At 72.5% G+C, this 7,953-nt stretch carries 4 protein-coding genes; 2 read left to right on the top strand and 2 right to left on the bottom strand.

Annotation, left to right across the window (positions count from 1 at the left end; all coding sequences use genetic code 11):
- Nucleotides 1-775 (bottom strand): tetratricopeptide repeat protein (locus QSG27_RS26115; protein ID WP_306711348.1); only part of this gene is annotated, 775 nt, incomplete at its 3' end.
- 225 nt (nucleotides 776-1,000) lie between these two features.
- Between QSG27_RS26115 and QSG27_RS26110 the strand changes: the two genes are divergently transcribed.
- Together QSG27_RS26110 and QSG27_RS26105 are read left to right on the top strand one after the other, a co-directional pair.
- Complete coding sequence (locus QSG27_RS26110) at nucleotides 1,001-4,573, top strand: tetratricopeptide repeat protein (protein WP_306711347.1); 3,573 nt, start codon at nucleotides 1,001-1,003, stop codon at nucleotides 4,571-4,573.
- A 225-nt stretch (nucleotides 4,574-4,798) separates the two neighbouring features.
- Nucleotides 4,799-4,981 (top strand): YdcH family protein, encoded by a 183-nt coding sequence (locus QSG27_RS26105; protein WP_014198642.1) that lies wholly within the window; start codon nucleotides 4,799-4,801, stop codon nucleotides 4,979-4,981.
- Nucleotides 4,982-5,045: 64 nt separating this feature from the next.
- On the opposite strand, the gene QSG27_RS26100 is transcribed toward QSG27_RS26105, so the two are convergent.
- A partial coding sequence (locus tag QSG27_RS26100; RefSeq protein ID WP_306711342.1) for a tetratricopeptide repeat protein occupies nucleotides 5,046-7,953 on the bottom strand: 2,908 nt, incomplete at its 5' end.

The following is a 7,953-nucleotide window of genomic DNA, read 5'->3' as shown; positions in this document are numbered from 1 at the left end:
TGCCGCAGCCGGCGTCCAGCACCTCCAGGCTCCCGTCCGCCGCGCCCCCCGCCGCGCCCCCTGTCCCGGCCACCGCCTCGGCGAGCAGGGCGGGCGCGCGGTAGCCCAGCTCGCCCAGCAGCTTGGCGTCGAACTCCCCGGCGAACAGGTCGAACACCTGCCGGACATAGGCGTCGGACGCCCGTTCCTCCGCGTCCAGCCCGGCGATGGCGGCGCCGATGTGGCGGGCCACGGGATGGTCCGGATGGTCGCGCAGCCACAGCCGGGCGAAGCGCGCCGCCTCCTCGCCCCGCCCGTCCTCATGCAGCAGGTAAAGGGCGCCGGACAGGTTGTCGTGCGCCTCGTCCCACCCGGGCCGCAAGGCCAGCGCGCGGCGGTAGGCCGTCGCGGATTCGGTCAGCCGCTCCCCCTCGCGCAGCAGGTTGGCGAGGTTGTTGAACGCCTCCGCATAGGCCGGTTCCTCAACCAGCGCCCGGCGGAAATGCCGCTCCGCCGGCACCGCGTCGCCCGCCGCCTTCAGGGCCGACGCCAGATTGTAGTGAACCAGCGGATGCTCCAGCCCGCAGGCCAGCGCCTCGCGATAGGCGGCCACCGCCTCCTCCGCGCGGCCCTGGGCGCGCAGCACGTTGCCCAGGTTGTTGTGCGCCTCCGCGAAGCGCGGGTTCAGCGCCAGCGTGCGGCGGTAGGCGGTCTCCGCCTCCACGGCCAACCCGTCCGAGGCCAGGGCGTTGGCCTCCGCATAGAGGCGCATCGCCTGCGCGGCAAACCCGCCCAATCGCCCCCCGCCCAATCTCCCTTCACCGCGGGCGGGAAGGCCCGGGCGCGGCGGCGGGGAACGGGACGGATCGCTCGGATCGCTCACGGAACGGCTCCTGAAAGGAAAATGGGCTAACGGCATCTTTACCGGGAACGGGTGAACATGGCACTCCCTTCCGGCAGAAGACCGGCGGTTGGCCCCGCAACCCGGAGCCGGATCGGACAGACGGATGAGGCGAACCCCATGAACCAGCGCCCGGAACAGGCTTCGCCCAAGACGCCGGAAGACGTCGCCGCAAGGCTCGGCCGCGCCGTCGCCCATCATCGGGCCGGCCGCCTTCCGGACGCGGAGAAGGACTACCGCGCCGTTCTGGCCGTGGACCCGCGGCACCCCGACGCGCTGCATCTTCTGGGCGTGCTGGCGCTCCAGGCCGGACATCCCGGTCCGGCGGTGGAGCTGATCGGGGAAGCCATCCGGGAATCCGGCGGAGTCGCCGACTACCACGACAATCTGGGAAGCGCGCTCGCCGCCCTGGACCGCCACGCCGAGGCGGCGGAGGCGCACCGCATGGCCGCCGCGCTGAACCCCCTGTCGGCCCAGCCGCGCTACAATCTGGGCAACGCCTTCCAGGCGCAGGAGCTGCCGGGGCTGGCGGCGCTGGCCTTCACGGCGGCGGTGGAGCTTCAACCGGACTACGCCAAGGCCTGGTACAATCTGGGCAACGCCCTGCGCGCCCAAAATCGCCTTGCCGACGCCGTGGCGGCATTCGCCCGCGCCACGGTTCTCGCCCCCGCGATGGTCGAGGCCCACGCCAATCTCAGCGACGCGCTGACCGCCGCCGGGCGGCTGGACGAGGCGCTGGCCCAGGCCCGCGCCGTGCTGCGGCTGCGGCCCGACGACCCGAAGGCCCACTACAATCTGGGCGCCGTCCTGCAACGGAGAGAAGCCTACGAGAGCGCGGAGATCGCCTACCGCGAGGCCCTGAAGCGGGCGCCCGACAACCTGATGACGCTGAACAATCTGGGCAGCGTGCTGCAGAAGCTGGGCCGTTCGATCCAGGCCGAACAGTGCTTCCGCAGGGTGCTGAGCCGGAACCCGCATTCCGTCGAGGCCATCTACAACCTCGGCAACGCGCTTCAGGCGCAGGGGTATTTCACCAAGGCGGAAGCCTGCTACGAGGAAGCGCTGGCCCACAACCCGGATCTTGCCACCGCCAGCTACAACCTGTCCCTCATCGCCCTTCTGCACGGCCAGATGGAGCGCGGCTGGGAAGGCTATGAAACGCGCTTCGCCGCCGGGCAGGTCCTGCCGAACCGCCGGATCGCCGCGCCCCGGTGGCAGGGCGAAGGGCTGCGCCGGCGCCGCCTGATGATCTGGCGGGAGCAGGGGGTGGGGGACGAGATCATGTTCGCCTCCTGCTACAACGACGTCATCGCCTGGGGCGGCGGGCCGGTGACCATCGAGACCGACCCGCGGCTGGTCGGCCTGTTCGCCCGCTCCTTCCCGCGCGCGACGGTGCGGGCGGAAACCATCGGCGCCGATGGGCGGGAGACGGTGGAGCCGCCGGATTTCGACCTCCAGGCGCCGGCGGGCGCCCTGCCCCGCCTGCTGCGCGGGACGCTGGCCTCCTTCGACCAGCTCGATCCCTGGCTGAAGCCCGATCCGGCCCGCACCGCCCTGTGGCGGGAACGGCTGGACGCTCTGGGGCCGGGGCTGAAGGTCGGAATCGGATGGCGCAGCCAGCTCATCACGCCGGAGCGCAAGGGCGCCTACACCACGCTCGACCAGTGGGGACCGCTGTTCGCGCTTCCGGGGGTGGTCTTCGTCAACCTGCAATACGACGACTGCGCGGCGGAGATCGCGGCGGCGGAAGAACGGTTCGGGGTGACCATCCACCGCTGGGACGACCTGGACCTGAAGGACGATTTCGACGGCGCGGCGGCGCTGACCGCCAATCTGGACCTTGTCATCACCCCGGCCATGTCGGCGGGCGAGCTGGCCGGCGCCCTGGGCGTGCCGGTCTGGCGCTTCGGCACCCGCGACTGGACGCAGCTCGGGCTCGACACCCGCCCCTGGTTTCCGACGACGCGCCTGTTCCAGCCGCGGCACGGCGAAAGCTTCGACGACGTTCTGGGACGCATGGCCCGCTCCCTCGCCGCGATGCGGCCCGCCCCGGTCCCCGTGGCCGTCCCGCCTCCACCCCCTCCCCCCGCCGATCCGGAGGACCTCCTCAACCGCGCCATCGCCCTGCACCGGGCGGGCCGGCTGGGCGAGGCCATGGCGGCCTACCGCGCGGTCCTTGACCTTGCGCCGCGGCACAGCGACGCGCTGCACCTGCTGGGCCTGATCCAGCATCAGACCGGCCGGCACGCGGAGGCGGACCGCCACATCGCCGCGGCGTTGCGCATCGATGCGGATTTCCCCACGGCCTGGAATCATCTGGGCCTCGTCCAGCAGGCGCTGGACCGCCCGGACAAGGCCCTGGCCTGTTTCCGCCGCGCCATGGTCCTGCGTCCGGACTTTCCGGAGGCGATGACCCACATGGGGCTGAGCATGCACCAGCCGGATCGGCTGGCCGCCGCCAAGCGGTGGCACCGCCGATCCATCCTCCTCGCCCCGGTCAACCCGGCGGCCCACACCAACCTGGGCTACGCCTGCGAGGTGGAGGGGCGCTTCGGCGACGCCGCGGCCCATTACCGGCGCGCCCTGGCCTTGCGCCCGGACTCCGCCGACGCCCTGAACAACCTCGGCACCCTCGCCAAGATGGACGAACAGCCGGCCCTCTGCCGGCGCTTCCTCGACCGCGCCCTGCGGCTGGACCCCGGGCTGGCGCTCGCCGGCTGGAACATCGGTCTGCTGGCGCTGGCGGACGGCGACCTCGCCACCGGCTGGGCCGGTTACGGGCGCCGCTTCTCCGCCCGCCAGCTTCAGCGGGCACGCCGCGTTCCCCTGCCCGTCTGGACTGGCGAACCGCTGGACGGACGCCGCCTGCTGGTCTGGCCGGAGCAGGGGCTGGGCGACGAGATCCTGTTCGCCTCCGTCTTCGGCGACCTGAAGGGCAGCGGTGGAACGGTGGTGCTGGAGTGCGACCCGCGTCTGGTGTCCCTCTACGCCCGCGCCTTCCCCTGGGCGGTCGTGCGGGCGGAATCCGCCACCGCCGATGGGCGGGAACGGTTCGATCCGCCGGACTGCGACCTCCAGATCGCCGCCGGCTCCCTGCCCGCCCTGCGGCGCGACCGGCTGGAGCGCTTCCCCGCCCGCCCGGCCTTCCTGACCCCCGACCCGGAGCGGGCCGCCCTCTGGCGGGAGCGGGTGGACGCGCTCGGCCCCGGGCTGAAGGTGGGCATAAGCTGGCGCAGCCAGATCGTCACGGCCCACCGCGAGGGCGCCTACACCCGGATCACGGATTGGCTGCCGCTGCTGGACGTGCCGGGCCTGCACGCCGTCAGCCTGCAATACGGCGATTGCGCCGACGAGCTGGCGTCCATCGAACCGGACGGTGTGCGCCGCATCCACCGCTGGGACGATCTGGACCTTAAGAACGACCTGGAGGGGGTGGCCGCGCTGACCGCGGCGCTCGATCTCGTCATCCTGCCGGCCACCGCCGCCGGGGAATTGGCCGGCGCGCTTGGCGTTCCGGTCTGGCGGCTCGGCAGCCGGGACTGGACCTGGATGGGCAGCGGGGTGCGCCCCTGGTTCCCCACCCAAAGGCTGATCGCCCCGCGCCCCGGCGAGACGTCCGCCGACGTCGTCCGGCGGATCTCCACGTTCCTGACCGGGATGGCGAGGGCCGCCCATACCTCCGAACGGGTATGACCGCGCAAGGAAACACCGCCCTTCCGCCTATTCCTGCAACGAACGGCAAGCCGCGGATCTATGCGGCGAATTGTCCTACCCCCCATCGTAAGGGGCGGTCGCACCCCGTCTTTGGAGTACTAGGACAAAAGTTTGGGGTTGTTTGGCGGGACGGATGGGTGAACACTGTGGTTTCCGGCCTGCCGGACTTGGCAGGAGCCGGTTCGATCTGACGGAGAGCAGCCCATGCACACTGATGCTCGCCTATCTTCCCTGCAGGAAAAGCACCTGCGTCTCGACCGCGCCATCCTCGACGAGGAGAAGCGTTCGTGGCCTGACGAAAGTGCCATCAAGCGCATGAAGCTTGAGAAGTTGCACCTCAAGGAAGAAATTGATCGCTTGGCAAGAACCAGTCACAGGGTGAATTAACACCCTTCCGGATCGATCCCATTCGAAAAGCCGGGGGCGGTGAACGGTCCGCCTCCGGCTTTCTTTATCCGGCCTTCCCGGTGCCCGGCGCGGAAACGGGGCGGAGGGCGGCCAGACGGCGCGCCACGGTCGGCAGGGCGCCGGACGCGGACAGCCCCGGCGGTGCCGAAATCAGCGCCATGGCCGGAAACCAGGGCCGCACCCCCGTGCCGAGCGCCGTCCAATCCCTCCGCGGCCCGAACCGCCACACCGGCACCCCCAGCGCCCCCGCCAGTTCCCCCACCGAACTGGCCGGCGTGACGACGAGGTCGAGCACCGACATCAGGGCGGCGACTCCGTCCAGGTCGTCCTTCAGGTCCAGATCGTCCCAGCGGTGGATGGTCACCCCGAAGCGGCGCTCCGCGTCGGCGATCTCCGCGGCGCAGTCGCCGTATTGAAGGGTGACGAAGCGGACCCCCGGCACCGCGAACACCGCCCCCCAGTCGGCAAGCGGCGCGTAAGCCCCGCGGCGCTCCGCCGTCATCAGCCCGCTGCGCCACGCAATCCCCACCGTCAGGCCGGAGCCGAGCGCGCCCACCCGCTCCCGCCAGAGGGCAGCCCGCTCCGGGTCGGCGGTCAGGAAGAAGCGGCGCGGCGGAAAGCGGTCCAGCCGGGGCCTCAGCCAGCGCGGCAACGATCCCATGGCGACGTGCCGGTCGATGCCGGTACAGGGCGCCCCCGGGTCCGCCGGAGCCGGACGCCATTCCGCGCGGGGAAAGGACCGGGCGAACAAGGGCACCAGCCGCCGGTCGCACTCCACCACCACGGCGCCGGCCCGCTCGATCAGCCCGTCCAGACAGCCGGCGAACAGGATCTCGTCGCCGACCCCCTGCTCCGCCCAGACCAGCAGGCGCAGGCCGGACGGGTCCTCGCCTTCCCAGGCGGGAACGGGGACGGCGCGGGCGGCGCCCGACAGGTCCCGCGCGCGGAAACGGGCGTCATAGCCGGCCCAGCCCGCCGCAAGATCGCCGCGGGCCAGATCCAGAAGCCCCAGGTTGAAGGCCGCTGCGGGATGCCCCGGCTCCAACGCCAGGGCGCGGCGGCACCAGCGCTCCGCCGCCACATCCTCGCTCCGGTCGCGCAGCAGGCGGCCAAGGTTGGCGAGCGCATCCCCTTGCCCCGGCGCCAGGGCCAGAGCGTGGACCAGCGCCCGGCGCGCCTCGTCCAGCCGCCCCAGCCGGCGCAGCACCACCCCGAGATTCAGCCAGCCGTCCCCGCGGTCCGGAGCCAGCCGCAGGGCATGGCGGTGGCGTTCCTCCGCCCGGTCCAGCGCGCCGAGCCGCGTCAGCACGGTGCCCCAGTTGTCGTGTGCCTCGGCCAGCGCCGGATCGGCCAGGGTCGCCCGGCGGTGGGCGGCGGCGGCGGCGGGCAGATCCTGCGCCGCCTCCAGCGCGTTTCCGAGATTCGTCAGTGCCGCGGCGGCCGCGGGCTGCAAGGCGAGCGCCAGACGGAACCGGCGCACCGCCTCCGGCGCCCGGCCCAGCGCCAGCAGCACGGTTCCAAGGCTCGATTGGGCGGCGCCATAGGCGGGCATCCCGTCCAGGGCACGGGCGATGCGCTGCGCGCCCGCGGCGGAATCGCCGGTCTGGTGCGCCAGCAGACCCGACAGGTGAAGGGCGACCGGGTGGTCGGCCTGCGCCTTGAGCACACGCTCGTAAAGCAGGGCCGCCTCGTCCGTCCGCCCGTCGCGGTGGTGAACGGCAGCGGTTTCCAGCAAGGCGTCCGTGTCCCGGGCGGGGGGCGGCGGTTCGCCGTTCACGGGCATGAGCCGGCGAAGGTCCCCGGCCACCCGGCCCATGACGGCGTCCAGTGCCTCGCCTGGGTGCGGCTGGAACAGGCGCATCGTCGGGAACCAGGGGCGGACACCGGTGCCGAGCTGCGTCCAGTCGCGATGGCCGAACCTCCACACCGGCACGCCCAAAGCCCCGGCCAGTTCGCCCGCCGACATGGCCGGGGTGATGACGAGGTCCAGATTGGCGGTCAGCGCCGCCGCGCTGTCGAGATCGTCCTTCAGGTCCAGGTCGTCCCAGCGGTGGATGGTCACCCCGAACCGGTTCTCCGCCGCCGCGATCTCCGCCGCGCAGTCGTCGTATTGCAGGTTGACGAAGACGACCCCCGGAAGCGCGAACAGAGGCGCGAAGGCGTCCAGCGCGATGTAGGCGGCCCGGCGCTCCCCCACCATCAACTGGCTGCGCCACGCGATGCCGACCTTCAGCCCCGGCCCCAAAGCCGCCAGCCGGTCCCGCCAGCGGCCCAGGCGGGCGGGATCGGGGACCAGCCAGGGCTGGGCCGGGAAACGTTTCCGATCGGACCGCAGCAGCCGCGGCAGAGACCCGGCGGCGATCTGCACGTCCATGTCGCGCGGTTCCACGGTCGGCGGGCGGATCGTGGCGCCGGGAAAGGAGCGCGCGAAGAGCGAGGCCAGACGGCGGTCGCATTCGATCACCACATGCCCGGCGCGGCGCAGCAGATCGGGGTAGCAGGACGCGAAGAGGATCTCGTCCCCCACCCCCTGCTCCCGCCAGACCAGCAGGCGGGCGGTGGCGATGTTTTCGCCGCGCCACGTCCTGGCGGCGAAGCGGCGCTCCTGCCCGAGGAACTGGGGGGTGCCGAACCGCCATTCATGCTCCGCCCAGCCGGGCCGGAGATCCCCCTGCTCCAGAAGAAGGAGCGACAGGTTGTAATGGGCCGTCGGCAGCGCCGGATCGGCCTGGATGGCCTGGCGGTAGGCCGCGACGGCCTCTGCCGGACGCTGCCGCCGCGCCCAATGCATGGCGAGGTTCGCCTGCGCCTCCGCCATCTCCGGCGCACGGTCCACGGCCCGGCGGTGGCAGGCGAACGCCTCGTCGGTGCGGCCCATCCGGTCGAGCACGCTGCCGCGGTGGCTCCAGGCGGCGGCTTCGTCCGGGCCCGCCGCGGTGGCGCGGCGCAGC

The organism is Azospirillum isscasi (genome assembly GCF_030849505.1).
Lineage (GTDB): Bacteria > Pseudomonadota > Alphaproteobacteria > Azospirillales > Azospirillaceae > Azospirillum > Azospirillum isscasi.
This window is presented reverse-complemented; position numbering and strand designations above follow the sequence as displayed.